27 protein-coding genes are annotated in these 25,154 nt (G+C 67.4%); 12 read left to right on the top strand and 15 right to left on the bottom strand.

Features of this window, described 5'->3' with window-relative positions; translation table 11 throughout:
• Window positions 1-2: 2 nt before the first annotated feature.
• Window positions 3-566: an alpha/beta fold hydrolase gene (locus ASF87_RS11875; protein WP_056376111.1), complete on the bottom strand. Its 564-nt coding sequence runs from the start codon at window positions 564-566 to the stop codon at window positions 3-5.
• Window positions 567-814: 248 nt separating this feature from the next.
• Here ASF87_RS11875 and ASF87_RS11870 point away from each other — a divergent pair, with 248 nt between their 5' ends.
• Entirely contained in the window at window positions 815-1,921 is a 1,107-nt protein-coding gene (locus ASF87_RS11870) for a N(5)-(carboxyethyl)ornithine synthase (protein ID WP_056376493.1), read from the top strand.
• Between the two features lie 138 nt (window positions 1,922-2,059).
• Here the strand turns inward: ASF87_RS11870 and ASF87_RS17845 are convergent, their stop codons facing one another.
• Both ASF87_RS17845 and ASF87_RS11865 read right to left on the bottom strand, forming a co-directional pair.
• On the bottom strand, window positions 2,060-2,215 hold the full coding sequence (locus ASF87_RS17845; protein WP_164481685.1) for a hypothetical protein: 156 nt from the start codon (window positions 2,213-2,215) through the stop codon (window positions 2,060-2,062).
• Between the two features lie 40 nt (window positions 2,216-2,255).
• A complete protein-coding gene (locus ASF87_RS11865; RefSeq protein WP_056376109.1) occupies window positions 2,256-4,022 on the bottom strand; it encodes a GNAT family N-acetyltransferase in 1,767 nt (588 codons plus the stop codon).
• A gap of 84 nt (window positions 4,023-4,106) precedes the next feature.
• On the opposite strand from ASF87_RS11865, the gene ASF87_RS11860 reads away from it, so the two are divergent.
• Together ASF87_RS11860 and ASF87_RS11855 are read left to right on the top strand one after the other, a co-directional pair.
• Window positions 4,107-4,886, top strand: coding sequence for an alpha/beta fold hydrolase (locus tag ASF87_RS11860; protein WP_056376108.1), 780 nt, complete (start codon window positions 4,107-4,109; stop codon window positions 4,884-4,886).
• Between the two features lie 76 nt (window positions 4,887-4,962).
• A complete protein-coding gene (locus tag ASF87_RS11855; protein ID WP_228385668.1) occupies window positions 4,963-5,253 on the top strand; it encodes a hypothetical protein in 291 nt (96 codons plus the stop codon).
• 62 nt (window positions 5,254-5,315) lie between these two features.
• Here ASF87_RS11855 and ychF read toward each other — a convergent pair whose 3' ends face one another.
• Window positions 5,316-6,389 carry a redox-regulated ATPase YchF gene (gene ychF / locus ASF87_RS11850; protein ID WP_056376106.1) on the bottom strand — a complete coding sequence of 358 codons (1,074 nt, stop codon included), beginning with the start codon at window positions 6,387-6,389 and terminating at the stop codon, window positions 5,316-5,318.
• A gap of 49 nt (window positions 6,390-6,438) precedes the next feature.
• Window positions 6,439-7,188 (bottom strand): class I SAM-dependent methyltransferase, encoded by a 750-nt coding sequence (locus ASF87_RS11845; RefSeq protein ID WP_056376103.1) that lies wholly within the window; start codon window positions 7,186-7,188, stop codon window positions 6,439-6,441.
• 59 nt (window positions 7,189-7,247) lie between these two features.
• On the opposite strand from ASF87_RS11845, the gene ASF87_RS11840 reads away from it, so the two are divergent.
• Window positions 7,248-7,841, top strand: coding sequence for an exonuclease domain-containing protein (locus ASF87_RS11840; protein WP_056376100.1), 594 nt, complete (start codon window positions 7,248-7,250; stop codon window positions 7,839-7,841).
• Between the two features lie 44 nt (window positions 7,842-7,885).
• On the top strand, window positions 7,886-9,238 hold the full coding sequence (rmuC, locus tag ASF87_RS11835; RefSeq protein ID WP_056376491.1) for a DNA recombination protein RmuC: 1,353 nt from the start codon (window positions 7,886-7,888) through the stop codon (window positions 9,236-9,238).
• A 2-nt stretch (window positions 9,239-9,240) separates the two neighbouring features.
• On the opposite strand, the gene ASF87_RS11830 is transcribed toward rmuC, so the two are convergent.
• Together ASF87_RS11830 and glpX are read right to left on the bottom strand one after the other, a co-directional pair.
• Window positions 9,241-9,537, bottom strand: coding sequence for a hypothetical protein (locus tag ASF87_RS11830; protein WP_042542043.1), 297 nt, complete (start codon window positions 9,535-9,537; stop codon window positions 9,241-9,243).
• Window positions 9,538-9,694: 157 nt separating this feature from the next.
• Window positions 9,695-10,681 carry a class II fructose-bisphosphatase gene (gene glpX / locus ASF87_RS11825; RefSeq protein ID WP_042542044.1) on the bottom strand — a complete coding sequence of 329 codons (987 nt, stop codon included), beginning with the start codon at window positions 10,679-10,681 and terminating at the stop codon, window positions 9,695-9,697.
• 182 nt (window positions 10,682-10,863) lie between these two features.
• On the opposite strand from glpX, the gene fbaA reads away from it, so the two are divergent.
• Complete coding sequence (gene fbaA, locus ASF87_RS11820; RefSeq protein ID WP_056376098.1) at window positions 10,864-11,892, top strand: class II fructose-bisphosphate aldolase; 1,029 nt, start codon at window positions 10,864-10,866, stop codon at window positions 11,890-11,892.
• 60 nt (window positions 11,893-11,952) lie between these two features.
• Here fbaA and ASF87_RS11815 read toward each other — a convergent pair whose 3' ends face one another.
• The 3 genes from ASF87_RS11815 to ASF87_RS11805 all read right to left on the bottom strand — a co-directional run bounded on the left by ASF87_RS11815 (window position 11,953) and on the right by ASF87_RS11805 (window position 14,650).
• Entirely contained in the window at window positions 11,953-12,492 is a 540-nt protein-coding gene (locus ASF87_RS11815) for a DUF6264 family protein (protein ID WP_056376096.1), read from the bottom strand.
• Between the two features lie 285 nt (window positions 12,493-12,777).
• Window positions 12,778-13,578, bottom strand: a complete 801-nt coding sequence (locus tag ASF87_RS11810; RefSeq protein WP_056376490.1) for an IclR family transcriptional regulator — start codon at window positions 13,576-13,578, stop codon at window positions 12,778-12,780.
• Entirely contained in the window at window positions 13,571-14,650 is a 1,080-nt protein-coding gene (locus tag ASF87_RS11805; RefSeq protein ID WP_200933728.1) for a 4-hydroxy-3-methylbut-2-enyl diphosphate reductase, read from the bottom strand. Before ASF87_RS11805 ends, ASF87_RS11810 begins: the two co-directional genes overlap by 8 nt.
• A gap of 54 nt (window positions 14,651-14,704) precedes the next feature.
• Between ASF87_RS11805 and xseA the strand changes: the two genes are divergently transcribed.
• The 5 genes from xseA to ASF87_RS11780 are packed head-to-tail and all read left to right on the top strand — an operon-like array spanning window position 14,705 to window position 19,007.
• The gene (xseA, locus tag ASF87_RS11800) at window positions 14,705-15,997 is read left to right on the top strand and encodes an exodeoxyribonuclease VII large subunit (protein WP_056376094.1); all 1,293 of its coding nucleotides are present in this window, start codon (window positions 14,705-14,707) and stop codon (window positions 15,995-15,997) included.
• A 31-nt stretch (window positions 15,998-16,028) separates the two neighbouring features.
• Window positions 16,029-16,268 carry an exodeoxyribonuclease VII small subunit gene (locus ASF87_RS11795; protein WP_042542048.1) on the top strand — a complete coding sequence of 80 codons (240 nt, stop codon included), beginning with the start codon at window positions 16,029-16,031 and terminating at the stop codon, window positions 16,266-16,268.
• Window positions 16,265-16,903 (top strand): DUF4245 family protein, encoded by a 639-nt coding sequence (locus ASF87_RS11790; protein ID WP_082508855.1) that lies wholly within the window; start codon window positions 16,265-16,267, stop codon window positions 16,901-16,903. Before ASF87_RS11795 ends, ASF87_RS11790 begins: the two co-directional genes overlap by 4 nt.
• 2 nt (window positions 16,904-16,905) lie before the next feature.
• A complete protein-coding gene (locus ASF87_RS11785; protein WP_056376092.1) occupies window positions 16,906-17,595 on the top strand; it encodes a carbonic anhydrase in 690 nt (229 codons plus the stop codon).
• Window positions 17,592-19,007, top strand: coding sequence for a class II fumarate hydratase (locus tag ASF87_RS11780; protein ID WP_056376091.1), 1,416 nt, complete (start codon window positions 17,592-17,594; stop codon window positions 19,005-19,007). The genes ASF87_RS11785 and ASF87_RS11780 overlap by 4 nt, the downstream gene beginning before the upstream one ends.
• 65 nt (window positions 19,008-19,072) lie before the next feature.
• On the opposite strand, the gene ASF87_RS11775 is transcribed toward ASF87_RS11780, so the two are convergent.
• From ASF87_RS11775 to ASF87_RS11760, 4 genes are all read right to left on the bottom strand, one after another.
• Window positions 19,073-19,279: a YbdD/YjiX family protein gene (locus ASF87_RS11775; protein ID WP_056376089.1), complete on the bottom strand. Its 207-nt coding sequence runs from the start codon at window positions 19,277-19,279 to the stop codon at window positions 19,073-19,075.
• Window positions 19,279-21,510 (bottom strand): carbon starvation CstA family protein, encoded by a 2,232-nt coding sequence (locus tag ASF87_RS11770; RefSeq protein ID WP_056376087.1) that lies wholly within the window; start codon window positions 21,508-21,510, stop codon window positions 19,279-19,281. Before ASF87_RS11770 ends, ASF87_RS11775 begins: the two co-directional genes overlap by 1 nt.
• Before the next feature lie 142 nt (window positions 21,511-21,652).
• A complete protein-coding gene (locus ASF87_RS11765; protein WP_056376085.1) occupies window positions 21,653-23,014 on the bottom strand; it encodes a PhoH family protein in 1,362 nt (453 codons plus the stop codon).
• A 204-nt stretch (window positions 23,015-23,218) separates the two neighbouring features.
• Window positions 23,219-23,998, bottom strand: a complete 780-nt coding sequence (locus ASF87_RS11760; protein WP_042542055.1) for an isoprenyl transferase — start codon at window positions 23,996-23,998, stop codon at window positions 23,219-23,221.
• 97 nt (window positions 23,999-24,095) lie between these two features.
• Between ASF87_RS11760 and trhA the strand changes: the two genes are divergently transcribed.
• Entirely contained in the window at window positions 24,096-24,827 is a 732-nt protein-coding gene (gene trhA, locus ASF87_RS11755; protein WP_042542056.1) for a PAQR family membrane homeostasis protein TrhA, read from the top strand.
• A 15-nt stretch (window positions 24,828-24,842) separates the two neighbouring features.
• On the opposite strand, the gene ASF87_RS11750 is transcribed toward trhA, so the two are convergent.
• Window positions 24,843-25,127 carry a hypothetical protein gene (locus tag ASF87_RS11750; RefSeq protein ID WP_056376082.1) on the bottom strand — a complete coding sequence of 95 codons (285 nt, stop codon included), beginning with the start codon at window positions 25,125-25,127 and terminating at the stop codon, window positions 24,843-24,845.
• Window positions 25,128-25,154 lie beyond the last annotated feature (27 nt).

Genomic DNA, 25,154 nt, shown 5'->3' with positions numbered 1-25,154 from the left:
AGTCAGTCCCAGTCCAGGTATTCCTCGATGATCACGCCGGTCTCGATCGGGTGGTGCATCGGGAACAGGTGGTCGCCCGCGATCGTCTTGATGCTCGACCGGTCAGGGATCGTCGCCTGCAGTGCGTCGGCGTTCGCTGCGGGGGTGTCGGTGTCTTCGGTCCCCTGCACGATGAGCACGGGGATCGCCGGTGCGACCGCGATGTCGACGTCCTCGACACCGAGCAGCAGCAGGCCGTTGGCCCGGTCGCTGTGCGCTGACACCAGCGCGCGTGCGATCGTGCCGCCGAAGCCGTGACCGCCGACCCAGGTGTCTTCGATGCCCACGTGATCGATCACGGCGATGACGTCCTCGACGCGCTCGTCGAGCGTTGCCTCGGGCTCCGACCGGTGTCCGATCCGCAGCACGTGGAAGCCCGCCTCCTCGGCGAGGTAGTGCGCGGCGACGCCCAGAACGTCGGCGGCGAGCCCCTGCTCCTGGATCAGAACCAGCTTCACGGGGCCGTCTCCCTCGTCCACGAAGGGGATGGCGCGGCCCTCTGGCTCGAAGATCTGGGTATCGGTCATGGGCGCGCGGCTCCTCGTTCGAGTGTCAGGGATCGACATCAAGCGTAGCCCGAGCAGGATACGAAGATCGGCCCCGCGCGACGCCCCGCCGCCCAGGGGCATAGAGTCAGGGCAGGAGCTGACCCTGGTTCCCCGAAGATGGGAACCCGTTGTCCGACACGACACGCTCGTCCGCAGTTCGCACGTCACCCTCGACTTCGACCGCGACCCAGGGCCTTCTGACCCTCGGTGTGCTGGCGAACTCCTCGATGGAGAACGAGCGACGCCTCCCCATCCATCCTCGCCACCTCGACCGCATCCACGCAGATATTCGTGCTCGCATGATCGTCGAGCGCGGCTACGGCACCGACTTCCAGCTCGAGCCCGGCTACGTCGAAACCCGCGTGGGACGCGTCGCCGATCGCGCCGAGGTGCTCGCCTCCGCCGACGTCCTGCTGCTGCCCAAACCGCAGCTCGCAGACGTCGCCGAGCTCGCCGAGGGGCGGATCCTCTGGGGCTGGCCGCACTGCGTGCAGGATGCGGCACTCACGCAGACCGCGATCGACAGCCGCCTCACACTGATCGCGTTCGAGGCCATGAACCACTGGACCTCACAGGGCGACATGAGTCTGCACGTCTTCCACAAGAACAACGAGCTGGCCGGTTACTGCTCGGTCATCCATGCTCTGAGCCTCGTCGGTTCGACCGGCGACTACGGGCCGCGACTTCGCGCCGTCGTCATCGGTTTCGGCGCGACCGCACGAGGTGCAGTGACCGCACTGAACGCGCACGGAGTCCACGACATCGAAGTCCTCACGCAGCGCGGGGCAGCGGCGGTGGGCTCCCCCATCCACAACTCTCACCTCACCCAGCTCAACACCGACGACGGGCCCACGCACCTCAGCACAGTCGAGACGGACGACGGCCCCGTGCTCCTCCCCGATTTCCTGGCGACTTACGACATCGTCGTCAATTGCACCCTGCAGGACGTCGCAGCGCCGTTGACGTATCTCCGAACCGAGGACCTCGACCGATTCGCATCGGGCAGCCTGATCATCGACGTCTCCTGCGACGAGGGCATGGGCTTCGAATGGGCCATCCCGACGTCGTTCGAGGAGCCGATGTTCACGGTGGGTCAGGGCGTGAACTACTACGCTGTCGATCACAGCCCGTCATACCTGTGGAATTCCGCCACGTGGGACATCAGCGAGGCGCTGCTGCCCTTCCTCCGCACCGTGCTCTCGGGTCCCGAGGCATGGGCCGAGAACTCGACGCTCACACGCGCGATCGAGATCCGCCAGGGAGTGATCCAGAACCCCAGCATCCTGAGCTTCCAGGGCCGAGACGGCACCTACCCGCACCCACTCGTCGCGTAGCGAGGGTCCGAGCTTCGCAGACGGCGACGGCAGCCGCCGTCACCGGGTCCGAGGCGAGATCGTCACCGTGAGCGTGGCCTTGCGCGACCACGCGTGCCAGGCACGCGCCACGGCCTCACCCCAGCCTCAGACGCCTTCTCACTCGGAACGATCGCTGCGGTCTTCGAGGTCGGGTTCCGTCCGCAGCACATCGGCGATCTCCTCCTCCGGTCGCGGCGCGACGGTCTCGTCGAGTTCGAGTTCCGGGACTGACGGCTCGTCCGGGGCGGGTATGTGCGCGTTGTGATCAGACACGGCGAAGTCCTTCGGTCGGCAACACGGCTAGCGTACGCCGCTAGATGTGCCGTTTCAGCCCGACATGGGCAGTCTGATATCCGAGTCGGGTATAGAAGGCGCGAGTCCGATCCCGTGCTTCGTCTGTGGTCACCTGCGCCAGTCGCGCGCCCCGCGCGCGACCGAATTCGTGTGCCCACTCGAGCATCGCCGTGCCCAAGCCCCGTGACCGCTCCCCCGGCGCAACCCGCAGTCCCTCGATCTGCAATCGGGTCGAACCACCGCGCGAGAGGCCGGGGATGACGGTGAGTTGCATCGTGGCGACCATGTGGTCGGCACTGTCGCGGACAACCCCCAGATAGTGGGAACTGTCGCGAGCGACCGCGCTGAAGGCGGCTTCATATCGCTCGAGCTCGACGCTCTCACGGTCCGAGCCGAATTGATCATCGAGCAGCAGTGCGGCGATGGCCTCGATGTCATCGCGGCTCGCACGCTCGAGCCGGAAGGTCCGGTCGGCGACCTGCAGTCGCCCACGGACAGAGGACCGCGCGTCCGCCTGCAGTCTGGCCACAAGCAGGTCGAGCCACCCGCCGACGTTGGCGCGAGCCTCAGCGGTATCGGGATAGCGGCATCGCAGGTGCAGGCCCGACTCATCGAGGATGAACCACAGCATGACGCCGTCGGTGTCGGTCGCCGCGCTGACATACTGGGCGTCGAGCGCGACGGAGTCGATTCGCACAGGCAGCCTGCGCAGGTCCAGCCATGAGATCGCGAACATCCCAGGCGCTACGGGCATGCCACCCCACGGGGCGAGTACGTCGGCGAGCGGCCACGCACCGAGTTGCACCGCCTCTTTCACCGCGGCCGCCGCCGCGCGCGGCTCGGCGACGTCCGACTCGAGGACGGAGTTGGTGATGAACCAGCCGACCGAGTCATGCCACGTGTTCTCGAAGCGGCTGTGCACGGGAAACACGGCTCGAAGCGGGGTGCCCGCCAGCTCGCGCGTCACCGCGGTCATCGCGACCACCGCGCGTGCGAGGGTCGAGACGCCGTCGTCACGCGCCTGCACGGCAAAGGCTGCCGCATCGTCGACGTCGAACACATCGCGCACTTCCACGCGCTCACGATGCGGCTCGGGCGTGCCGAGCGGCAACGGGAACTGCGGCATCACACCACCGCTGTCCTCGATGATGTCTTTCCATCGCTGACGAACGTGGTCTGGCGCAGCATCCCGATCGAGCAATGCTTGCGTGTGTTCGACGAACGCCGGCGCCGCCCCCGGCATCGGTTTCGCGCCTGCCCTCTCGGCGTCGAGCGCAGACAACAGGTCGCGCGCGATCACCAGCATCGACCACATGTCGACGTGCGCGTGGTCCGCCGCGATCACGACCGTGAGCCCCGCAGCGGTCTCCAACACGCACAGGCGATGCGAAGGATGCTGGTACGGCGAACATGCCGCGTCGAGGATGTCCCGCAAGGCCTCGTTGACAGCCTGGCCGGGGGCCACCTGATGCTCGACCCAGCTTCCGGGGCCGATCTCGATCTCGTGAAGCACGGGATCGCCGTCAGCACCGGGCGCGAATGCCGATCGCAGCGTGCCGTGGCGAGCGACGACAGTCAGCCAGGCATCGGCGATCGACTCGCGTCGAGTCGCTGCAGGCAGCCGGAAGGACAATGCCATCCATGAGCCCGATCGGTCGCCTGCTCCGACATGGAGTCGCTGATCGAATGACACGGGGATGGGTCGCCCGAGCCCAGACGCGCTCACGTCGTACCCCCAGAGCCGTCCGAACGGGAGGCGGAGGTGCGTGACGTTGGTCAGTCGCATGGGCAGTACCTTAGCGGCCCCAGATAACCTGAAAACTCCACGACTGCCCGAGCCGACGCGGTGAGTCACCGATCGAGGAGCCCGATGCCCACTTTCGAGGTGCCCGGAGCCGAGCTGGCTGTGTCCTTGAGCGATGAAGGCGGACACCCGGTGGTCCAGCTGCACGGCCTCACGTCGAGCCGTGCCCGCGATCGAGTGCTCAATCTCGACCTGGGTCGAGGGCTCAGCGGAACGCGACTGCTGCGATACGACGCACGCGGCCATGGCAGGTCGACGGGGCGAAAGGTCCCCGAGGACTACCGCTGGCACAACCTCGCCGAGGATCTTCTGCGATTGCTCGATCACTGGTTCCCGGGCGAACGCGTCCATGGAGTCGGCCCCTCCATGGGCGCCGCGACTCTCTTGCACGCCGCGTCGCTCGAGCCTGACCGGTTCACGGGGCTCACGCTCATGGTGCCGCCCACCGCATGGGACACCAGACCCGATCAGGCCGCGAACTACCGAGCAGCGGCTGCGCTCATCGAGTCTGACGGTGTGGAAGCATTCCACGCCGCCACTCGGGGATCAGTTCCGCCCCCGGCCACCGTCGGCGCGCCGGAGACATGGCCCGACGTCGCTGACGCTCTGTTGCCGTCGTTGCTGCGCGGCGCGGGCCTCAGCGACCTCCCTGCCCCTGAGGCCGTCGCGCGGATCGATGTGCCGACGACGATCTTGGCGTGGGTGCATGATCCCGGCCACCCGCTGTCGACCGCGGAATCCCTCGCAGAGCTGCTCCCGCAGACGACCCTGTCGGTCGCCCGCACCCCGAGAGATGTCGAAGCCTGGCCCGAGGTCTTGCGTCAGGACGTCGAGCGTCGCGGCTAGACCGGATGTTCGCGCCGAGTGATACCTTCATGCGGTGAGGCCAGAGTTCCGGGATACCGCAAACGCGGCTTTCGTCGTGACCATCGTCGTGGACATGCCGATCACCAAGCTCCATGCGCTGGACGTCATCGCTTTCGCGTCGGACAGTGCCATCAGAGACGCACGCACCGCGTCCCCTCGGGTACCGCTTTCGCCCGACGCCTGGGCGGAGGTGCAGATACCACGCTTCGCCGATCCGCCGCCGATCGCCGTCGACGTCTGCTCCGATGCGAGCTTCGACGTCGCGCGGGCTGCCGCCGACCGCCTTGCGGAGGCGTTGGTGCGGGTCGGCTGGACCGTGCGCGCTCTGCGTGGCGACGAGATCTGATTCGCGACGCGCGGCGTCGTACGAGCCGCCCTCAATCTCCTCAGCGCTCGGCCGGACCCGCCTCAGTTGTTGAAGCGGAACTCCACGACGTCGCCGTCCTGCATGACGTAGTCCTTGCCCTCGAGGCGGGCCTTGCCCTTGGATCGGGCTTCGACGACGGAGCCGGTCTCGACGAGGTCGTCGAACGAGACGATCTCGGCCTTGATGAAGCCCTTCTCGAAGTCGGTGTGGATGACGCCGGCAGCCTGCGGCGCCTTGGATCCCTTGGGGATCGTCCACGCGCGCGCCTCTTTGGGGCCGGCCGTGAGGTAAGTCTGCAGACCGAGGGTGTCGAAGCCGATGCGGGCGAGCTGGTCGAGACCGGACTCGTCCTGGCCGGTCGACGCGAGCAGCTCTGCGGCATCCTCGGGGTCGAGGTCGATCAGCTCGGACTCGATCTTCGCGTCGAGGAAGATCGCTTTCGCCGGAGCGACCAGAGCGGCGAGCTCCGCCTTGCGGGCATCATTCGTGAGCACGCCCTCGTCGACGTTGAAGACGAAGATGACCGGCTTGGCCGTGAGAAGCCCGAGCTCGCGGATCGGAGTCAGATCGATGCCGGCGACGGACAGCAGCACGCCGCGCTCGAGGGCATCCTTGGCCGCGTTGGCGGTCTCGAGGACGACGGGCTCGATCTTCTTGCCGCGCACCTCCTTCTCGTACCGCGTGATCGCCTTGTCGACGGTCTCGAGGTCGGCGAGCATGAGCTCGGCGTTGATGGTCTCCATGTCGGATGCCGGGTTGACCGCACCGTCGACATGCACCACATCGTCATCTGCGAAACCGCGCACGACCTGGGCGATCGCGTCGGCCTCGCGGATGTTCGCGAGGAACTTGTTGCCGAGACCCTCGCCCTCGCTCGCGCCGCGCACGATGCCGGCGATATCGACGAACGACACCGCTGCCGGCAGGATGCGCTCGCTGCCGAAGATCTCGGCGAGCTTGTCGAGCCGCGGGTCCGGCAGGTTCACCACCCCGACGTTCGGCTCGATCGTCGCGAACGGGTAGTTCGCCGCGAGCACGTCGTTCTTGGTGAGAGCGTTGAAAAGGGTGGACTTGCCGACATTGGGCAGGCCGACGATTCCGATAGTGAGAGCCACGGGGGTCGAGTCTACCTGGCGCAGATGCGCAGCCCCTCCGGGATGCCGGTCAGGCGCGCACGGCGCGGAACGCGTGCGTCACGTAGGGGAGGTCGATCGTCGACTCGCCTTCGAGCCCCAGCTCGTCGAACAGGGCATCCATCCGTCGCGTGATCTCCGCGCGCTCGTCGGCGGGAGCGGTGATGAGGTAGCTGCGTGAGAGCGCCATCTGGTGCAGTCTCGCCCTGCTCATCGGGCGGCTCCACTCCCACTGCTGCTTCTCGACGTGCGTGAAGGGCGCCTCGATGCGGGGGCCGTCGGACCCGGGGCCGTTGACCATGTTCTCGGCCGGGCTGCTGTGCATGATGTCCGTCAGGCGACGAACCCACTCCACGCGCTCGTCGCGGATGTTCCAGATCAACCCGAGGACTCCCCCGGTGCGGACGACTCGTCCGAGCTCGGCAGACGCGGCCGCCGGCTGCACCCAGTGCCACGCCTGACCGAGCACGACGGCGTCGAGGCTCGCGTCGGGCAACGGCATCCGCTCGGCGGTCCCCTGGAACGTGGGAACACCGGGAACGCTCAGACGCAGGGTCTCGAGCATGGTGGCGTCCGGGTCGACGGCCACGACCTCGGCGTCGGGCGCCTGAGCGAGCACGCGAGTGAGCTTGCCCGTTCCCGCGCCGACATCGGCGATGCGACGGGAACCGTGCGGCATCGGCTCGAGCATCCACGCGACCGCTTCGAAGGGATAGTCGGGTCTCCCGGCCTCATAGTTCGCGGCTTCGGCGCCGAAGGATGTCGCTCGCTCGGTACTCATGTCGCCAGCCTACGGCGAGTCATCCGGGAGCGTCTCGGATGCCGGGAGAGAGTGGGGATGTGCCACTGGACTTCACCGCTATCGACTTCGAGACGGCGAATTCCAGCCCCGCCTCCGCCTGCTCCGTCGGCCTCGTGCGTGTGCGCGATGGCCGGATCGTCGCGACGGCCGGATGGCTGATCCGCCCGCCCGCCGGGCACGACGAGTTCCAGGAGTGGAACACGAAGATCCACGGCATCCGGGCGCACGATGTGCGGGACGCCGCGAGCTGGACGGATCAGTTCGACCGTCTGTGCGCCTTCGCAGGTGCAGACGTGCTCGTGGCGCACAACGCGGGCTTCGACCTCAATGTGCTCCGCCGCGCGTCGGAGGCCACGGGTGGCGATTGCCCGCCGTATCGCTCGCTGTGCAGCCTGCAGGTGGCGCGCAAGACCTACGAGCTCGAGTCGTACCGACTTCCGAAGGCCGCCGAGGCCGCCGGTTTCACCGGATTCTCGCACCATGACGCGCTCGCTGACGCGCTCGCCTGCGCGCACATCGTCATCGATGCCGCCCGCCGGCACGGCGCGTCCGACGTCTTCTCCCTGGCCGATGCGCTCGCGTTGCGTGTGACCGATCCGGTCGTCGCCACTCCGGAGCGCGCGGTCGCCTGAGTCGCACCGGACGAATGTCCGTGGCCGAGCGCATCATGGAGCACATGGATGCTCTCACGCTCGTTCTCCTCCTGGCCGCGCTCGTGGCCGGCGTCGCAGTGGGATGGTTCCTCCACGGCTCGCGCGGTGCGGCGGATCTCGCCCGCATCGAGGCGGAGCTCGCCGCCGCCCGAGACGATCGCGACCGGCAGTACGACCTGTATCGGGATGCCGTCGAGCACGCGCGACTCGAGCAGCGCGCCGAGGCGCAGCGTGTGCAGCAGCAGAATGCGGTGCTCACGGCGCTCGCCCCCGTTCGCGAGAGCCTGCAGCAGATGCAGCAGAAAGTCGCGGCCATCGAGCAGGAGAGGCATGCGCAGTTCGGTTCCCTCGCCGAGCAGCTCAGGCGCGCTCAGGAGTCCGACGAGGCGCTGCGATCGACCACCGAATCACTCGCCGGGGCGCTGCGGTCGACAGCCACGCGCGGCGTCTGGGGCGAGACCCAGCTGCGCCGCGTCGTCGAGGCCGCAGGGCTGATCCGTCACGTCGACTTCGACCTGCAGTCGACCATCTCGTCAGACCGCGGCCAGGGCCGCCCCGACATGGTGATCCGCCTGGCCGGCGGCACGTCGATCGCGGTCGACGCGAAGGTGCCGCTCGACGCCTATCTCGAGGCCTCGGCGCTGCCGATCGGCGATGCGCACGAGGCCCAGCGACGCGCGCACATGCAGAAGCATGTGAAGGCGGTGCGCGCCCACATAGACGCACTCGCGAAGAAGGCCTACTGGTCGGGTCTCGACGCGAGCCCCGAGTTCGTCATCTGTTTCCTGCCGAGCGAGTCGCTCCTCGCGGCGGCCATCGACGAAGACCCGACGCTGCTGGACTACTCCTTCAGCAAGAGGGTCGCCCTCGCGTCGCCCGTGAACCTGTGGGCGGTGCTCAAGACGGTCGCCTACAGCTGGACGCAGCAGGAAGTGTCGACCGAAGCACGAGCGCTTCTGAACCTGGGAACGCAGCTGTACGACCGGCTCGGGGTGCTCGCCGGGCATGCCGACGACCTGCGCCGTGCGCTCGAGCGCACCGTCGACAGCTACAACAGGTTCGCCGGCTCACTCGAGAGCAGGGTGCTCGTGACAGCTCGGCAGTTCCCCGGCATCAGCTCGTCGACACTCGACTCGGTCGCACCTGCGGTCACCGCGCAGACCCGACGCTTCACCGCGCCCGAGCTCATGATCGACTCGGAGAAGGAACTCGACTCGAACGTCGGCATCCACCACGCCTACGACAAGGCGTCCGGAGAGCCGGGTTCATCGATTCAGGCCGACGTCGGAGACGTCCGCTCTCGTCTCGGCAACGGAGAGTCAGTACAGCCGGGGCCGGACTCCGGGGCGATCCACCCCGAAGGGACCCGGAACTGAGGTCAGGCGACGCCCGGTACGCCGCTGAGAAGAAGGATGACGAGACCGCTGGTCACGACGAAAGCGCCGATCATCCACCAGGAGCTGACTTCGTGCCCCTCATCGAGGCGCTTTCGGAACAGCACGTCAGCGCGACGAGCGGGGTCTGCGACAGCGGTCTTGACCACAGGCGGCGCCGGAGTCCCCGTCGGAAGAGGCACACCGGCCTCATCGACATTGATCCGCATGATGCGACCGGTGGGCGTCGTCACGATCTTGGTCGGCGCGGCCTTGGAACCATTCGTGTGCTGCGTTGTCATCGGTCTGCCCTCCTGTGCCTGCGGTGCCTGGCGGCTCCGTCGACGGCGACAAATCCAGTGACAATTGTGACACGGACGCGCGGGAAACCTCGGCTCGGCGCTGCGCACGGCGGTACCGGGTCGGTAACGATGACCGGTTCCGCTCAGATCTGAGAGATCAGAGCCACTTCGAGACGAGGTGCTCCGAGGCGATCCTCCGAAGGGTTCCCGACGCACCGCGCAGCACGACGCTCTCGGTGTAGATGTACCCGTGCTCACGGCGGACGCCGGCCACGAGCTGCCCATCCGTGACACCCGTGGCAACGAAGATCGTGTTGTCTCCGCGCACGAGGTCGTTGGCCTCATAGACCTTGTCCATGTCGAGTCCGGCATCGATGCCTCGCTGGCGCTCGTCGTCGTCGCGAGGCCAGAGTCTCCCCTGGATGTGCCCGCCGAGCGCCTTGATGGCACACGCCGTCACGATTCCCTCAGGGCTGCCTCCGACGCCCACGCACATGTCGGTGCGGGCGGCGTGCCTGGCCGCGTTGATGCCACCGGCGACGTCACCGTCGCTCATCAGTCGCGTGCCGGCCCCGGCATCCCGGATCTCCTGGATCAGCTGCTCATGACGCGGGCGGTTCAGCACCGATACGACGATCTCGTCCACCGGCTTTCCGAGGGCCCCGGCGAGCTTGCGGATGTTCTCACCGATCGGAAGACGGATGTCGACCACTCCGACGCCGGCGGGTCCCGTGACGAGCTTGTCCATGTAGAACACGGACGACGCGTCGAGCATCGAGCCCCGGTCGGAGACGGCGATGACGGAGAGCGCGTTCTGGCGCCCCGCGGCTGTCAGCGACGTGCCATCGATCGGGTCGACCGCGATGTCGCACTCGGGGCCAGTGCCTGTGCCGACCTCCTCGCCGTTGAAGAGCATCGGCGCGTTGTCCTTCTCGCCCTCGCCGATCACGACACGACCCTGGAAGGCGACGGTTCCGAGGAACGCACGCATGGCGTCGACGGCTGCGCCGTCGGCCGCTTCCTTCGCGCCACGACCGATGAAGGGGACGGCACGGATGGCGGCTGCCTCAGTGGCCCGCACCAGCTCCATCGCGAGATTTCGATCGGGACGAAGGGGGCTCAGATCCGCTGTAAGACTAACCATGCGGTCAGCCTAACCATCGGGCGGGCGTGAAACGCCTGTTTTCGGTCAGGCGGCGACGAAGGAAGTGCGATTCTTAACGTGGGCGCAGGAGGAGGTGGTCGGCCGGTCCGCTCCGACAGCATCCGACAGTCAGCCCCGATAGAGTGACTGCTGTCCCGGCTTCCCAAATCGCAGGAGTTCTCATGCCCGTCGCCACCCCGGATCAGTACGCCGAAATGCTCGACCGCGCGAAGGCCGGCGGCTTCGCGTACCCGGCTTTCAACGTCTCCAGCTCGCAGACGATCAACTCGGTCCTCCAGGGCCTGACCGAGGCAGGTTCCGACGGAATCATCCAGGTCACCACCGGTGGAGCGGACTACTTCGCCGGCCACACGGTCAAGGCACGCGCGACTGGCGCACTGGCCTTCGCCCGCTTCGCGACCGAGGTCGCGAAGAACTACCCGATCACCGTCGCGCTCCACACGGACCACTGCCCGAAGGATGCCCTCGCCGGCTTCGTCGAGCCGCTGATCTCCGCCTCTGAAGAAGAGGTCAAGGCCGGACGCAACCCGATCTTCCAGTCGCACATGTGGGACGGCTCGGCTGTCCCCCTGGCGGAGAACATCGAGATCGCCAAGGATCTCCTCCCCCGCATGAAGAACATCAACGCGATCCTCGAGGTCGAGATCGGCGTCGTCGGCGGCGAGGAAGACGGTGTCGCGCACGAGGGCTCCAACGACGCGCTCTACACGACCTTCGCGGACGTCGACCAGGCCGTGCAGGCTCTCGGCCTCGGCGAGCAGGGTCGCTACATCGCCGCTCTCACCTTCGGCAATGTCCACGGTGTGTACAAGCCCGGCGGAGTGAAGCTGCGCCCCGAACTCCTCGGCGAGATCCAGCAGCAGGTCGCCGCGAAGTACAACACCGGCCCGAAGCCGCTCGACCTCGTCTTCCACGGCGGCTCGGGCTCGACCGACGACGAGATCGCCCTCGCGGTGGCCAACGGCGTCATCAAGATGAACATCGACACCGACACGCAGTACGCGTACACCCGTGCGATCGCGGACTACATGTTCAAGAACTACGACGGCGTCCTGAAGGTCGACGGCGAGGTCGGCAACAAGAAGCAGTACGACCCGCGCGCCTGGGGCAAGATCGCCGAGACGGCCATGGCCGCTCGCGTGATCGAGTCCACGCGTCAGCTCGGCTCGTACGGTCAGTCGAAGAGCTGATCCGTTCCGAATGACAGATGCCCCCGGCCGATCGGCCGGGGGCATCTTTCGTTCAGACGGTCACTGGCCGGCTGTCTTGGCGACGAAGTCGATGAAGGCGGGATCGTTCATCAGCGGGATCGAGGCGCAGACGGACGCCACGAGCAGAGTGATCGCCGCGCCGGCGAGCGGCACCCACCAGGAGCGCTTGCCGGTGCGAAGGCGATGGATCGAGAAGAACGCGGTCAGCGACCAGCCGACCACCAGGACGATCGCGGCGATCGTGCCCCAGGTCCTGCCCTGCGCGAAGTTCGTGAACTCTCCGTCCACACCGAGCACGCTCATCATCTGATTCATCGCCGTGGAGAAGTCGAGGTACGACAGGCCCGTCATGACGACGTTCACCAGACCGTAGGCGAGCAGGGCGATCGTCACGAATCGGTCGACCGGACGCGGACGCGCGGCGGCCGAACCGGTCGGGGCGCTGCCAGTCTGAGCGGGCCGGCTCGAGGGTGCACCGACATCGGCGGTCGGAACCTCGCCCAGCGGGGGCAGCCCGGCTGCCCTGCGCTGCTCGTCGAGGGTCGCGATTTCGCCGTACTGGGGCCGCTGGTCCGTCATCCCAGCATGCTAGTCCGATCGACTAGGAGGTGTTCCCAGGGAGCGTCTGAACCGCCCCGCACATGATGGCGGCCCCGGAGGAGTGGGGACTCCTCGGGGCCGCGGACTCGGAACGCTGGGGACGTTCGTCATCCAAGTGGATCGAGGAACGCTGGGGACGTTCCACCACCAGTAGCGCCGATTGCACAGACGACTACTTCTCACATGTTATGGAAAGCGTGTGCCCGAGCACCAGTGGCACTTCTTCAGATAGTGAAGAGACGCAGGTGCTGTAAGCGGCGAGCGTCAGAACGACGTCGCGAGACGGGAGGCACTGCCGCCCAGCGCTTCCGCACCCAGATGGAGCGACAACCGCCGTGCCACCAGTCGGAGCTTCTCGACGAGGCCGCGATCGAGCCGCGGATGGCCTACCGGAAGCGAGACGGCGAGCGACGCCCTGATGTTCGGAGCGGTCACCGGAACGGCGACACAGGCATTTCCGATCGCGTACTCCTCACAGTCCACGGCGAATCCGCGGGAACGCTCGAGCGCCGTCAGCAGAGCCTGCGGGTCCCTTATCGTGCGGGGCGTGAGCTGCTCCAGCGGGTGGCGCGAGAGATAGTCCATCCGCTCATCGCGACTCAGGTCCGCGAGGATCTGCTTGCCGAGCGCTGTCGCGTGCGCGCTCGAGTCGAGACTGACCGACAGGTCGATCCGCGGGCTGCGAGCAGCATCCACGATGTCGACGAGGTGCAGCTCGCCATTCTCGTAGCGGGAGAGGTAGGCGGTGGCGCCCACCTCTTCGGTGGCGCGGCGCAGCGCCGCGCGGACATGGGCGAAGAACACGCCGCCCGCATCGGACCGCGACCGGAATGCGGGAAAGTTCTCGCCGAGGACCAGACCGTCGGGCTCGCTCACGAGATACCCCTCATGCACCAGCGTCCGCACGAGGTTGTACGTCGTCCCGGGGGTGAGACCCGTTCGCGCCGCGAGACTCTTGACCGGCACGGGTCGTGGCGAGTTCGCCACGATGTCGACCAGCCGGAGCGCACGCTGAACCGAGCCGATCAGCGTCGGTGCCGCCTCCGTGGCGCCACTGTCACGCATTCCCACCGGAGGAACGACCTCCCAGCGCACGCGCATCGCGCTGGCCCGCAGCATCCTGCCGCAGTTCCTTCGGCAGCGAGAACATCAGGTCCTCTTCCGCCGTCTTGACCTCTTCGACGTCGCGGTACCCGGCTCCTTCGAGCGCCTCGAGCACCTCGTGCACGAGGACCTCCGGAACGGAAGCGCCGCTGGTGACGCCCACCGTGGCGACGCCGTCGAGCCACTCCTGCTTGACCTCTTCGGCGTAGTCCACGCGATAGGCGGCCTTCGCGCCGTACTCGAGTGCGACCTCGACCAGGCGCACCGAGTTCGACGAGTTCGACGAACCGACGACGATCACGAGGTCGGCATTCGCCGCGACCTTCTTGATGGCGACCTGACGGTTCTGCGTCGCGTAGCAGATGTCATCGGACGGGGGATTGTGCATCTCGGGGAACCGCGCACGCAGGCGATTCACCGTCTCCATGGTCTCATCGACCGAGAGCGTGGTCTGCGAGAGCCAGACGACCTTCGAGGGATCCTTCACCTGCACGGTGTCGGCTTCGGCCGGCGAGTTCACGATCGTCACGTGCTCGGGCGCCTCCCCCGCAGTGCCCTCGACCTCTTCGTGGCCTTCGTGGCCGATGAGCAGGATCTCGAAGTCGTCGCGGGCGAAGCGGACGGCCTCGCGGTGCACCTTCGTGACCAGAGGGCAGGTCGCGTCGATCGCGTGCAGTCCGCGATCCGATGCCGCCGCGACGACGGCAGGTGAGACACCGTGCGCGCTGAAGACGACATGCGCGCCCTCGGGGACCTCGTCGACCTCCTCGACGAAGATCGCACCCTTGTCTTCGAGCTCGGTCACCACGTGGATGTTGTGCACGATCTGCTTGCGCACGTAGACAGGGGCGCCATAGCGCTCGAGCGCCTTCTCGACGGCGACCACGGCGCGGTCGACCCCGGCGCAGTATCCGCGCGGAGCGGCGAGCAGAACGCGCTTGTTCCCGACGACCGGGTTATCCTGAAGCCGCCCGGCCGCCCCACGTACTCGTGGAACGCGCGGAAGGGGCAGATGAACGGCAGTCGAGGTCACTCTTGAATTCTACCGTCGACAACCTGAGCAGGAGCGGGAAGGTGCACTGAGCGGATGACGGTCTTCGAAGCCTCGACGGGATCCGGCGAGACTCCCCCGGCGGATGCGGTCGCTCCGCGCGACTCATCGGCCGATGCTCCGACATCGGTCGCACGCCTCAACGCCACGATCCGCGACTTCGTGGCCCGGTGGAACACCGTGTGGGTGGAGGGCGAGATCACGTCCTGGAACGTCCGCGGCGGCAACATCTTCGCCCGTCTCAAGGACACCCGCTCGGACGCGCAGATCTCGATCCGGATCTGGTCGAGTGTGCGCCCGCGGATCCCCGGCGACCTGGCAGTGGGTGATCATGTCGTGGCCGCGGTCAAGGCCGACTACTTCGTGAAGGCCGGCGACTTCAGCTTCGCGGTCTCCGCGATGAAGCACGTCGGTCTCGGCGACCAGCTCGAGAAGCTCGAGAAACTCCGTCTGCAGCTGCGCCAGGAGGGACTGTTCGATCCGGGACGCAAGAAGCGCCTGCCCTTCCTCCCGCACGTGATCGGGCTGATCACCGGCGAGAAGTCCGATGCCGAGAAGGACGTGCACCGCAATGCGGAGCTCCGCTGGCCGCAGGTGCGGTTCCGCACCGAGTACGCCGCCGTGCAGGGCGACCGGTGCGTGCCGGAGACGCTCGCGGCGCTGGCGCGTCTCGACGCCGACCCCGATGTCGACGTGATCGTCATCGCCCGGGGCGGGGGCGACCCGCAGACGCTTCTCGGATTCAGCGACGAGCGTCTCGTGAGGGCCGTGGCGGCAGCATCCACGCCGATCGTCAGCGCGATCGGCCACGAGAACGATCACCCGCTGCTCGACGACGTCGCCGATCTGCGCGCCTCGACTCCCACGGATGCCGCGAAGCGCGTCGTCCCCGACGTGAGCGAGCAGCGGGCGCTGATCGCGCAGCTGCGTTCGAGAGCCACGACGCGGCTCACGCAGCGGCTCTCGCACGACATCGCGCAGCTGGAGCAGTTGCGCTCGCGCCCCTCTCTGCGCTCTCCCGACCCGATCATCGAGTCGCGTTCCCAAGACGTGTGGCTGCTGCTCTCGCGCGGCCGCGACACGATCAGGCGCCAACACGATGCGGCCGGTCGCGCGACCAGCGAACTTCGGGCCTCGCTGAGGGCGCTCTCTCCTGCAGCCACGCTGTCGCGCGGCTACGCGATCGCCCACCTCGACGGCGGAGTGATCCTCCGAGACGCCGCAGACGCGCCGGCCGGCAGCAGCCTGACGATCACCGTCGACCGCGGCTCGATCGCGGCACGCTCCGAAGGCGAGATCGAGGAAGCACCGGTGCCTCGTTCCGGCTGAGGGCACCCTGCGCACCGCGTAGGATGGAGGCGTGAGTGCGCTGAATGACACCCCCGTGGACACCCTGTCATTCGAGGCCGCTCGCGATGAGCTCGTGAAGGTCGTCTCCGAACTCGAACAGGGCGCTCCGACCCTCGAACAGTCGCTCGCACTCTGGGAGCGCGGTGAAGCCCTCGCCGCTCGCTGCGAGGAATGGCTGCTCGGCGCGAAGCGTCGCCTCGAGGCCGCGCGCGCCACGTCGACCGGCACCGCCGAGGGAGACGAATCGTGAACAAGCCGGCCCCCATCGTCGCCGAGCTGGGACGTCCGGAGACTCCTGAGGAGACCGCCGCGCGCAAGGCCGCATCGAGCAAGGCCTACCGCTCGAGCCAGACCGTGCGCAGTCTGGTCGCCGCGCTGATCGTCACACTCGCCATCGTCGCGGTGATCGTGCTGGCCGTTCCTCGCGGAGAGCCTGCGACCACGCAGAAGATCGACGTGGTCGGCATCGCCGCCGACGTGGAATCCACCATGGATCGCCCGGTGATCGTGCCCGATCTGGCGGACTTCTGGCGGGTCAACACCGCCGAGCTCACGAGCGCCGCCACCGTGGTCTGGGACGTCACCCTGGCGCCGTCCGCCGAGGACGAGCGCGGATTCATCAAGCTCGCGCAGGCCTTCGACGCCGACTCCTCATGGGCGCCTCAGCGTCTCAACGGCACCGCGCCCACCGACACGACATCCATCGGCGGCCTCGAATGGGATGTCTACAACCTCGGCGATGCGGGCGCGAAGCAGAACATCACCTACGCCATCGGCACCCAGGCGGGTGACGACTACCTGCTGCTCTACGGCTCGCGTTCCGCCGATTCGACCGCGGAACTCGCCGAGTCTCTCGTCCCCCAGATCCGCGACCTCTCGGAGTGACCATGACCCACGCGCTCACGCCCGCTGCTGCCTGGAAGCAGATGCAGGACGGCAATCAGCGATTCGTCGCCGATGCACCTCAGCACCCGAATCAGGACGTGGCTCGACGCAAGCACCTCGCCGAGGCACAGCATCCGGTCGCGACGCTGTTCGGCTGCTCGGACTCGCGCCTCGCCGCGGAGATCATCTTCGACCTCGGACTCGGCGACCTGTTCGTCGTGCGCAACGCCGGTCAGGTGATCGGCGAGTCGATCGTCGCGAGCCTCGAATACGCGGTCGCCGTGCTGAACGTGCCCCTGATCGTCGTCCTCGCCCATGACTCGTGCGGCGCCGTTCGCGCCGCCATCGACGGAACGGCCATCGACGCCGCTCCCCTGCCGCCGCACATCTGGAAGCTCATCGCCCCGATCGTCCCGGCGGCCCGCAAGGTGCTGGCCGAGAGCGGTGGCACCACCGTCGCCGAGATCGACGCCGATCTCGTCGGCGCCGAGCACTTGCGCAACACCGTGCGCGATCTGCTGCAGTCGTCGGAGGTGATCTCCAGCGCCGTCTCAGAGGGCCGCCTGGGCATCGTGGGCGCCAACTACCGTCTGGCCGAGGGCACAGCGGTGCCCGTCATCACGGTCGGAATCGACACAGACGGAAACGACACCGAGGGGCACAGCCCCGCAACCAAGGAGGGTTCGGAATGACCGACCAGCACAGCGGCGCAGACGCGCAGGGGTACCGCATCGAGCACGACACCATGGGCGAGGTGCGGGTTCCCGTGAACGCGCTCTACGGCGCACAGACCCAGCGCGCCGTCGAGAACTTCCCGATCTCGGGCAAGGGCCTGGAGTCCACCCAGATCGCCGCGCTCGCGCGCATCAAGAAGGCCGCTGCACTCGCGAACAAGGAGCTGGGAACCCTCGACGGCGCCATCGCCGACGCGATCGCGCAGGCCGCCGACCAGGTCGCCGCAGGCAGCCACGACGCCGAGTTCCCGGTCGACACCTACCAGACGGGTTCCGGCACGTCGTCGAACATGAACATGAACGAGGTGCTCGCCACTCTCGCGACCCGCATCCTCGGTGCGAACGTGCACCCGAACGACCACGTGAACGCCTCGCAGTCGTCGAACGACGTGTTCCCGACCTCCGTGCACATCGCCGTCACGCAGGCGCTCATCGACACGCTCATCCCTGCTCTCGACCACCTCGCCGTGGCGTTCGAGGCGAAGGCCGAGCTGTGGAAGGACGCGGTGAAGTCCGGTCGCACGCACCTCATGGACGCCACCCCGGTCACGCTCGGCCAGGAGTTCGGCGGCTACGCCCGTCAGATGCGCCTCGGCATCGAGCGCGTGCAGTCTGCGCTCCCCCGCGTCGCCGAGGTCCCGCTGGGCGGCACCGCCACCGGCACCGGCATCAACACGCCGCTCGGGTTCCCGCAGAAGGTCATCGAGCTGCTCGCCGCCGAGACCGAGCTGCCGATCACCGAGGCGAAGGACCACTTCGAGGCGCAGGCGAACCGCGACGGACTCGTCGAAGCCTCGGGCGCGCTGCGCACGATCGCGGTCTCGCTGACCAAGATCAACAACGACCTGCGCTGGATGGGCTCCGGCCCCAACACGGGTCTCGGCGAGCTGCACATCCCCGACCTTCAGCCGGGATCGTCGATCATGCCCGGCAAGGTCAACCCGGTCGTCCCCGAGGCTGTGCTGATGGTGTGCGCCCGGGTGATCGGCAACGACGCGACCGTCGCCTGGGCCGGCGCGTCCGGGTCCTTCGAGCTGAACGTCGCCATCCCGGTCATGGGCACGGCGGTGCTCGAGTCGATCCGTCTGCTCGCGAACGCCTCGCGCGTGCTCGCCGACAAGACCGTCGACGGCCTGCAGGCGAACCTCGACCGCGCGGCGGCATTCGCCGGCATGAGCCCGTCGATCGTCACCCCGCTCAACAAGCTCATCGGCTACGAGGCCGCGGCGAAGATCGCCAAGCACTCGGTCGCGAAGGGCATCACGGTGCGCGACGCCGTGATCGACCTCGGATACGTCGAACGCGGCGACCTGACGCTCGAGCAGCTCGACGAGAAGCTCGACCTGCTCTCGATGACCCACCCCGGTTGATCGTCACACGCTGACACACGGATGCCGCAGGGACTCGGTCCCTGCGGCATCCGTCGTCTACGGCGTCAGCAGCAGCGGGCACCCGGGTCGGCATCCTGCTGCGCGTAGTGCGCCCTCCAGAACTCCCGCTCACTGAGCGGCTCTCTCTCGGGATGCCGCTCCCGCTCGTGCGCCACGTAGGACGCGTACCGCGACTGCCCGGTCATGCCGTTCACGTACCAGGCGACCGCGTGCCAGGCCCGCCGAACATGGTCGGATACCACGGCGGCCATCAGTGCCCCCTCGTGGGCTGAGCGGACGAAGGGAGTGCGTTCCACTGCTTCTCGACGGCGCGTTCCTCCGACGAGGCGATGAGACCGGCCGGTGCGAAGCGGTGCGACGGCACCTCCGGGTCCTCCTGGTCGATGACGGGCCCGGGGCGCACGGCCTGGATGACCTTGATGATCGAGATGGTGATCACGATCACCGACAGCACGAGGAACGTCACCGACAGGATGCCCTGGATCATGGTGTTGCGGACGACCGCTTCCATCGCGGCGACGCTGGTCGCCGTGCCGAAGGAGGTCTCCCCCGCCGCGAGAGCGTCGCGGAAGGCGACATGGTTCGCGAAGTAGCCGACCTGCGGCACGGTCGAGAAGATCTTCTGCAGCGAGGCCGTCACCGTCACGACCGTGACGAATGCCAGCGGCAGCGCCACCACCCAGAGAACCCTGAAGGTGCGTCTGCGCGCCACGATCGTGAGCACCACGGAGAGGGCGATCGCCGCCAGCAGCTGATTGGCGATGCCGAACAGCGGGAACAGGGTGTTGATGCCGCCGAGAGGATCCGTGACCCCCATGATCAGCACCGCGCCCCACCCCGCGACCATGACGGCCGTGCAGATCCACGCGCCCACCCGCCACGAGGTGTCCTTGAAGCGAGGGAAGACGTTGCCGACCGAGTCCTGCAGCATGAAGCGCGCGACGCGGGTGCCGGCATCCACCGCAGTCAGGATGAACAGAGCCTCGAACATGATCGCGAAGTGGTACCAGAACGCCATCATCCCGGTGCCGCCGATCCACTGCTGCATGATGTGCGCGAGACCGAGAGCCAGCGTCGGCGCGCCGCCGGTGCGGGAGACGATCGACTCCTCTCCCACCGCCTCTGCCGTGCTCGTCAGCATCTCGGGTGTCAGGTTCACTCCGGTCAGGCCGAGACTGTTGACGAACGCGACCGCGCCCTCGACCGTGCCGAGCGTCGCCGCCGGCGAGGAGTTCATCGCGAAGTACAGCCCCCGGTCGATAGAGATCGCGGCGACGAGCGCCATGATCGCGACGAACGACTCCATGAGCATCCCGCCGTAGCCGATGAACCGCGTCTGCTTCTCCTTCTCGATCATCTTCGGCGTCGTGCCCGAGGCGATGAGCGCGTGGAATCCGCTCAGCGCCCCACAGGCGATCGTCACGAAGAGGAACGGGAAGAGCGCTCCGGCCCAGACCGGCCCCGTCTCCCCCGCGGCGAATTCGCTGAAGGCCGGGACCGTGATCTCGGGCCGCACGAACAGGATCGCGACGGCGAGTGCCACGATCACGCCGATCTTCATGAATGTCGATAGGTAGTCGCGCGGAGCCAGCAGCATCCACACCGGCAGCACCGCCGCGATGAAGCCGTAGATGATGATGCCCCACGCGATGGTCGTCCGGTCGAGCGTGAAGATCGCCTGACCCCAGTCGGTCTCGGCGACCATGCCGCCGCCGATGATCGCAGCCATCAGGAGCACGAAGCCGATGAGCGACACCTCCGTGATCTTGCCGGGGCGGATCCATCGGAGGTATGCACCCATGAACAGCGCGATCGGGATCGTCATCGCCACGGAGAACACGCCCCAGGGGCTCTCCCCGAGGGCATTCACGACCACGAGGGCGAGGATCGCCGTGATGATGATCATGATGAGCAGCGTCGCGATGATCGCCGCCGTGCCGCCGAATCGGCCCAGCTCGTCGCGGGCCATCTGACCGAGAGAGCGTCCGCCTCGCCGCATCGAGAAGAACATCACGAGGTAGTCCTGCACCGCACCCGCGAGCACGACTCCGACGATGATCCAGATCGTGCCGGGGAGGTAGCCCATCTGGGCGGCCAGCACAGGACCGACGAGTGGGCCGGCGCCGGCGATGGCGGCGAAGTGGTGGCCGAACAGCACCCGACGATCCGTGGCGACGTAGTCCTTGCCGTCCGCCTTGTATTCGGCAGGGGTCGCTCGCCGGTCGTTCGGCTTGACCAGGTTTCGCTCGATGAACTTCGAGTAGAAGCGGTAGAACACGAGGTAGGTGCAGACCGCAGCGAACACGAACCAGATCGCGTTCACCGTCTCTCCCCTGACGATCGCGAGCATCGTCCAGGCGATGCCACCCAGCAGCGCGATCGCCACCCAGAGCACGATCTTCAGCGGTGTCCAGCGCGGCTTCTCGTCCACCGCCACGGGCGGCAGCTGGTCGTCTTCTACGGTCTTCGTCGCATCACTCATCGCGCATCACTCCATCGTCTGCGTTCGGTGCCACGAGCGTATGCCGACGTCTGCGCAGACGGAAGCGAATCGCCGACGCATCCTCCGGAATACACGACAGCGGATGCCGTGAGACCACGGCATCCGCTGTCGAAGCGTCGGCTCAGCTGAGCTCGCCCCCCTCCAGGAGCTCTGTCACGAGGGCAGCGATCGCGGAGCGCTCCGAGCGCATCAGGGTCACGTGGGCGAAGAGGTCGTGCCCCTTGAGCGTCTCGATGACGCTGGCGATGCCGTCGTGGCGTCCGACGCGGAGGTTGTCGCGCTGACCGACGTCGTGGGTCAGAATCACTCGGGAGTTCTGCCCCATGCGGCTGAGCACCGTCAGCAGCACGTTGCGCTCGAGCGACTGCGCCTCGTCGACGATCACGAACGCGTCGTGCAACGACCGACCGCGGATGTGCGTGAGCGGAAGCACCTCGAGGATGCCCCGTTCGACGATCTCCTCCATGACGTTGCCCGAGACCACCGAGCCGAGCGTGTCGAAGACCGCCTGCCCCCACGGGCCCATCTTCTCGCCCTGGTCGCCGGGGAGGTAGCCGAGCTCCTGGCCCCCGACGGCGAACAGCGGTCGGAACACGATGATCTTCTTCTGCTGCTGCCGCTCGAGCACCGCCTCGAGACCCGCGCAGAGCGCCAGTGCCGACTTTCCGGTGCCCGCACGCCCGCCGAGCGAGACGATGCCGATGTCCGGGTCGGTGAGCAGGTCGATCGCGATCCGCTGTTCGGCGGATCGCCCGTGCATCCCGAAGATGTCGCGATCGCCGCGCACGAGCTTGTACTCGCCGTCGCCGGTCACCCTGCCGAGGGCGGACCCGCGCTCGGAGTGGATGATGAGCCCGGTGTTGACCGCCAGGCCTCTGGCGTCTTCACTGATGCCCACCTCACTCTCGTACAGGTCGCTGATCTCATCGCCCGACAGGTCGAGCGTGGTGATGCCGGTCCAGCCCGAGTCGATGGCCTGCTCGGCGAGGTACTCCTCTGCGCGAAGGCCGAGGGACGCCGCCTTGACCCGCATCGGAAGGTCTTTCGAGACGATCGTGACGTCCTGCCCGTCCTGTGCGAGGTTCATGGCGACGGAGAGGATGCGGGTGTCGTTGTCGCTCAGCCGGATCCCGGCGGGGAGCACCGACGAGTCGGTGTTGGCCAGCTCGACGCGGAGTGTGCCGCCCTCGCCCACCTCGACCGGGAAGTCCAGACGACCGTGCTCGATGCGCAGGTCGTCGAGGTGACGCAGCGCCTGACGGGCGAAGTAGCCGATCTCGGGGTCGTGGCGCTTGCCCTCGAGCTCGGTGATGACCACGACCGGGACGACCACCGAATGCTCGGCGAACCGGAAGAAGGCCTGAGGATCACTCAGCAGGACGGACGTGTCGAGCACGTAGGTCCGGAGATCCTGATCAGGATCAGCGGACGCTGCTCGCGTCGTCGTCTTACGGGTGGACTGCTGCGCTGTACGTGAGGTCACGACCCACTCCCGACCCGGGGAATCCCGGTTTGTTCGAACGAGTCGACCAGGGGGTCACGAGTCGTCAACCTGAGGCCGACCCGACGGGCGCCTTGCCCGATGCCTAGAAGCTACGACCAGGTGCCGACATTCGCCTGGCTCGACACGCCACCAGTTCGTTACGTGTTGATTAACGGGACGTGACCGGCCCCCTGATGCACCGTCTCAGCGTCCGAAGCGCCGATCGCGGTCGGCGAAGTCGCGAATCGCTCGCAGGAAGTCGACCTGGCGCAGATCCGGCCCGAGCGCCTCGACGAAGTAGAACTCGCTGTGCGCGCTCTGCCACAGCAGGAAGTCGCTCAGGCGCTGCTCGCCGCTCGTGCGGATGACGAGATCGGGATCCGGCTGGCCACCGGTGTAGAGATGCTCGCCGATCATCTCGGGTGTGAGATGCGCGGCGAGGTCTTCGATCGTCCCTCCGGACGCCTGATGCGCAGTGACGATGCTGCGCACGGCGTCGACGATCTCGTTTCGACCGCCGTAGCCGACCGCGAGGTTGACGTGCAGCCCCGTGTGGTCGCGCGTGCGCTCCTGCGCGTCGTCGAGCACTCTCGCGAGCTCCGCGGGGAGGATGTCCGAGCGGCCGACGTGCTTCACTCGCCAGTTGCCCTCGCGCGACAGAGCCTCGGCGAGCTCCGCGATGATCTCGATCAGGTCGGCCAGCTCGGCCGAGTCGCGCTTGAGCAGGTTGTCACTCGACAGAAGATAGAGCGACACGACGCGGATGCCGAGCTCGTCGCACCATCCGAGGAACTCCCGCATCTTGGCGGCACCGGCCCGATGACCCTCAGCCGGAGTGTCATAGCCCAGCTGACGCGCCCAACGCCGATTGCCGTCGATCATCATGGCGACGTGGTGCGGAACCGACTCGGGGTCGAGGTGTCGGCGAAGTCTGCTGGTATAGAGCCGGTACAGCGGCCCCCGCCCCTGAACATCGCGTGACATCACCTCCCTACGCTATCGTGTCGGCGGTCTCGGGACCGAGGATCGATCCTCAGGATATGTACGCTCGGCTGCGTGGTCGCCCGCATAGAGTGAGGGCGTGAGCACTCCCGACTCCTCGGTACCCGACGTCCCCCAGCTGCCCCTCCTGGAGGATGCCGCGCACGACGTCGCCGCTGCCGAGATCAAACCCACCTGGCGAGGCTGGCTGCATGCGGCCACCTTCCCGATCGCCATCGTCGCCGGTGTGGTGCTGATCGTCGTCGCTCAGGGTGGCGCCGCGAAGTGGGCTGCGGCGGTGTTCATGGCGTCATCGCTGCTGCTGTTCGGCAACTCGGCGCTGTATCACCGGATCGACTGGAGTCCGAAGGTCAAGATGATCCTCAAGCGGATCGACCACGCGAACATCCTGCTCCTGATCGCCGGGACGTACACCCCGCTCGCCGTGCTGGCGCTCCCCCCGGGCAAGGGCGCGCTGCTCCTCGTCTTCGTCTGGTCGGGTGCGCTGGTCGGCATCCTGTTCCGCGTGTTCTGGATCAATGCCCCTCGGTGGCTGTACGTCGCGCTCTATCTTCTGCTCGGATGGGCGGCGGTGATGTACCTCGCCGATCTGTTCGTCGCGAACGCGACCATGATGGCGCTCGTCATCGTCGGCGGCCTGCTCTACACCGGCGGGGCGATCGTCTACGCGCTCAAGAAGCCGAACCCGTGGCCGGGCCATTTCGGCTTCCACGAGATCTTCCACCTGTGCACGGTGCTCGCGTTCCTGTGCCACTGGGTCGCGTGCCTGCTCATCGCGCTGGCGCCGCTGTCCCCGTCGCTCGGGGCCTGAACCGCTCCGGTCCGGTCAGCGCTTCTCAGGGTCGTCGTCGCCCTCGCGGACGATCGGCAGATCGGCATCCGTCTCGGTCGCCTCGTCGGCCGCGAGCGCGGCCTCTTCGGCATCGAGCTCGTCCCTGACCTCTTCGCGGTACCGCACCCGACGGATCCGACGGTTCATGTCGAGGATCAGCAGGATCACCGCGATGAGGATGATCACCACGGCGGCGAAGCCGACGAATCCGGGCGTGACCAGCTCCGGTGCCACGGTCATCGTGGGCGTCGGCATCGGGGTCTCGGTCAGAGCAAGCATGGAGTCTGCCTTTCATGCGCAGGTCGC

Origin of the sequence: Microbacterium sp. Leaf161 (genome assembly GCF_001423645.1) — a bacterium.
Lineage (GTDB): Bacteria > Actinomycetota > Actinomycetes > Actinomycetales > Microbacteriaceae > Microbacterium > Microbacterium forte.
This window is presented reverse-complemented; position numbering and strand designations above follow the sequence as displayed.

Excerpts from the sequence above, each read along its gene's own strand:
- ASF87_RS11875 (WP_056376111.1), bottom strand. The coding sequence starts at position 566 with ATGACCGATACCCAGATCTTCGAGCCAGAGGGCCGCGCCATCCCCTTC.
- ASF87_RS11870 (WP_056376493.1), top strand. The coding sequence starts at position 815 with ATGGAGAACGAGCGACGCCTCCCCATCCATCCTCGCCACCTCGACCGC.
- ASF87_RS11865 (WP_056376109.1), bottom strand. The coding sequence starts at position 4,022 with ATGCGACTGACCAACGTCACGCACCTCCGCCTCCCGTTCGGACGGCTC.
- ASF87_RS11860 (WP_056376108.1), top strand. The coding sequence starts at position 4,107 with ATGCCCACTTTCGAGGTGCCCGGAGCCGAGCTGGCTGTGTCCTTGAGC.
- ASF87_RS11845 (WP_056376103.1), bottom strand. The coding sequence starts at position 7,188 with ATGAGTACCGAGCGAGCGACATCCTTCGGCGCCGAAGCCGCGAACTAT.
- rmuC (WP_056376491.1), top strand. The coding sequence starts at position 7,886 with ATGGATGCTCTCACGCTCGTTCTCCTCCTGGCCGCGCTCGTGGCCGGC.
- ASF87_RS11830 (WP_042542043.1), bottom strand. The coding sequence starts at position 9,537 with ATGACAACGCAGCACACGAATGGTTCCAAGGCCGCGCCGACCAAGATC.
- glpX (WP_042542044.1), bottom strand. The coding sequence starts at position 10,681 with ATGGTTAGTCTTACAGCGGATCTGAGCCCCCTTCGTCCCGATCGAAAT.
- fbaA (WP_056376098.1), top strand. The coding sequence starts at position 10,864 with ATGCCCGTCGCCACCCCGGATCAGTACGCCGAAATGCTCGACCGCGCG.
- ASF87_RS11815 (WP_056376096.1), bottom strand. The coding sequence starts at position 12,492 with ATGACGGACCAGCGGCCCCAGTACGGCGAAATCGCGACCCTCGACGAG.
- ASF87_RS11810 (WP_056376490.1), bottom strand. The coding sequence starts at position 13,578 with ATGCGTGACAGTGGCGCCACGGAGGCGGCACCGACGCTGATCGGCTCG.
- xseA (WP_056376094.1), top strand. The coding sequence starts at position 14,705 with ATGACGGTCTTCGAAGCCTCGACGGGATCCGGCGAGACTCCCCCGGCG.
- ASF87_RS11785 (WP_056376092.1), top strand. The coding sequence starts at position 16,906 with ATGACCCACGCGCTCACGCCCGCTGCTGCCTGGAAGCAGATGCAGGAC.
- ASF87_RS11780 (WP_056376091.1), top strand. The coding sequence starts at position 17,592 with ATGACCGACCAGCACAGCGGCGCAGACGCGCAGGGGTACCGCATCGAG.
- ASF87_RS11775 (WP_056376089.1), bottom strand. The coding sequence starts at position 19,279 with ATGGCCGCCGTGGTATCCGACCATGTTCGGCGGGCCTGGCACGCGGTC.
- ASF87_RS11770 (WP_056376087.1), bottom strand. The coding sequence starts at position 21,510 with ATGAGTGATGCGACGAAGACCGTAGAAGACGACCAGCTGCCGCCCGTG.
- ASF87_RS11760 (WP_042542055.1), bottom strand. The coding sequence starts at position 23,998 with ATGTCACGCGATGTTCAGGGGCGGGGGCCGCTGTACCGGCTCTATACC.
- ASF87_RS11750 (WP_056376082.1), bottom strand. The coding sequence starts at position 25,127 with ATGCTTGCTCTGACCGAGACCCCGATGCCGACGCCCACGATGACCGTG.